At 55.7% G+C, this 2,231-nt stretch carries 2 protein-coding genes; both read right to left on the bottom strand.

The annotated features are described in order from the left end of the window. Positions 1-1,484, bottom strand: a 1,484-nt coding sequence (locus ACE4YL_RS04295; protein ID WP_461369278.1) for a DNA polymerase, incomplete at its 3' end; no start/stop codon positions are given. 60 nt (positions 1,485-1,544) lie between these two features. After that, on the bottom strand, positions 1,545-2,039 hold the full coding sequence (locus ACE4YL_RS04290) for a hypothetical protein (protein ID WP_461369277.1): 495 nt from the start codon (positions 2,037-2,039) through the stop codon (positions 1,545-1,547). Positions 2,040-2,231 lie beyond the last annotated feature (192 nt).

Below are 2,231 nucleotides of genomic sequence, written 5' to 3'. Positions count from 1 at the left end.
TACTGGTCATAGCGGCGCACCCGGCCCGTGAACATCCGGATATAGCCGCGCTCCGTGGCGACCTCCTCCGCCCGCTTGTACAGCCGCCGGAATCCAGGATACCTCTCGTGGTACTTCTGTAGGTATTTCGCCGCTTTCTCTACCGGGATCCTTAGCTGCTTGGCTAGGGCCTTCCGGCCGATGCCGTAGATGATGCCGAAGTTGATTCGCTTGGCGGCGTCCCGGGGAATCTCCAGCTCCTCCGCCGCTGCACTGTGAATGTCCTTGCCGGCCAAGAGGTTTGCCGCCATATTTTCCTCCCTGGCGTAATGGGTTCCCCACCGGATCTCCGCTTGGGAGTAGTCCGCCGACACCAGAACGTATCCGGGCCGGGCCACGAATACATCTTTGACCTTATAGACCTCTGAGTAGCGCGGCACCGCCTGTAAGTTAGGCTGCACGCAAGACAGCCGCCCGGATACCGTCCCGTGCAACAATAAGTTCGGGTGTATAACTCCATTAGAATCGCACAACTCCAGGTATGGCTGGTAGTATGTGGAGTTAACCTTGGTCCAGCCCCGGTATTCCTGAATCTTGCGGATGGTGATAGCCTTGGGGTGATCCTCTGGCAGGTGCATGAGTTCCTCCTCCAAGATGGCCTTAGATGTGCTGTCCAGCCCCAGCCACGCCTGGAGTTGTTTGGGACTGGCAGGGTTAATCTCGTAGCCAGCCAGAATTTGAATCTCCTTCAGGGTCGGCTCTATCATCCGCTCCGCTTCTTCTATATATTGGCAGATACGATCCCGATCAAGTTGCAGACCCCTGATCTCTATCTTGGTGGTGATGATACAGTAGCGGTTGACCTCCTGCCATAGGTCATATAACCGCCACAACTTTAGGTGCGGAACGTAAAAGTCACGCAGAGCCTTGGCCAGCTTCACATCACCCACGGCATATGGTGCCACCAACTCCGGCGGCAACCGCCACAAACTGCTCTTGGTTAGCCCCCTCTCCTTCATGATCTGCTCCATCTCGTCCTTGGAGTCGGCCTGACCTAGGTACTTCTTTGCCAGATTGGAGAGGGTGTAGTCAGTAGCCATGTGGCCGCCCGACTTCCTGATAGGCCGTCCTTGGGCGTCGAGCTTGTACTCGTTCTCATTTATCAGGTGCGCTGCCAACATCGAGTCCTCGACCCGGTGCGGCAGCGGGAATCCGTCCACCCACATAGCCTCTATGTCGAACTTGATATTGTGGTTGATGATGGTCTTGCCTCGAATCAACCGCCGGAAATCCTCCAGCCGCTCTAGAGGCAAGTTGGGGCCGGTCTCGTGCCGGAAGGGAAAGTAAGCAGCTACTTCACCATCATAAATAGCAATGCCACAGATACGATCCCCGTGCCAGATCTTCAGGCCGGTAGTTTCAACGTCAATCGTCAACTCTGGCGCTTTCTCGAACCGCTCCATCAGGGTCCAGTAGCGCTCATCTACCTTATCCACTAGCACCACGCTTCACCTCCAGTGTGCCGGAGGTTGATATACCAACCTCCGGCGCTGATTGGCCCCAGCTTAGAAAGGAACCGGGTTATCGGAAGCCTTCCTAGGGTTGAACCCGGTGACCGGCCCTGGACCATCAGGGTGCGGCAACACCTTGGCGATAGAGGACCGCTCCTGGCCGTTGTAAGTATCCTTCCGGATACTGATGATGCACCGCCGGGACAGGGCCTCGCTCTTGGTGAACTTGCTCATCGTGCCGCCCTTGCCCAAACCAAGAGCCTCGACGGTCTCGGCGACCTTCCAGAGGGCGGACGGGATGATGGCCGTGAACAGCGGGAACTCCTTACCAGCATGCTCACCGCTCATAATGGCAAACGTCCAGATCCACTGAGGATTTCCATTCTTACTGAATCCCTTCCGCAGGTCCACCAGGACAGCAGGATAGTCACCGTCCGGGACAAGGTAACCGCCGCCAACTGGGGCTTCAGACAGATTCACCGAGAACTCGTCATCGTTGTCATTGGGAGTACCGAACGGGGTCGGTATACCGAGATTAGGGTCACGCATTTCTTATCTCCTCCTTCTATTTTTATTATAACATATCAGATGGTAATTTGTCAAGTATTTGTTTGCTTGCCGCTAAAATAGTAGCAAATGTATTGGCCGGGGCCGGCCTTACTTGCTGGCCTGCCCCTGATCGTTAGCCTCAGCGCCAGACTGTAGGAATAGTTCGTAGAGATCCGGCAGGTAGGGATCAAC

The sequence above is a fragment of the Candidatus Darwinibacter acetoxidans genome (assembly GCF_041936445.1).
Lineage (GTDB): Bacteria > Bacillota > Limnochordia > Darwinibacteriales > Darwinibacteriaceae > DTU010.
The sequence above is the reverse complement of the archived record's forward strand: the minus strand, read 5'-3'. Positions and strand labels throughout refer to the sequence as shown.